Source organism: Prevotella sp. HJM029 (assembly GCF_000599605.1).
Taxonomy (GTDB): domain Bacteria; phylum Bacteroidota; class Bacteroidia; order Bacteroidales; family Bacteroidaceae; genus Prevotella.
The window spans coordinates 1-308 of sequence record NZ_AZHT01000165.1 but is presented as its reverse complement, the minus strand read 5'-3'; the positions used below and the strand labels follow the sequence as shown (position 1 = coordinate 308).

Annotated in this window: 1 pseudogene; it reads right to left on the bottom strand. The window is 39.6% G+C overall.

What is annotated here, in order from left to right:
* A pseudogene (locus X919_RS17075) lies at positions 1 to 308 on the bottom strand (transposase); the annotation flags it as partial.

Sequence of the window (308 nt, the reverse complement as noted above, 5' to 3'; positions counted from 1 at the left end):
GTATTTGTATATCCGGATGCTCCTCACACGTATAGAGCCATGGCAGATGTGTCTTAATAGAACGTCTTGCTGTTCTCAGTCTTCTGTGTGTATAAGTTGTCTTACCCGAGATTAGGAGAGTTCGTTCATTTGGAACTCTTTCCATTTATCACACCATTTATCAAAAGCAGTTATAAACTCTTCTTTCCCCAAAGAGAACATCCTTCTCATTAACGCCAATAGTTCAACGCCTGCAAGTAAATGTGGGTTGTTAGTAAGGAGTCTTCTAACTATCTGAAATTGGTGAAATTGACACATTTGTACGGGAC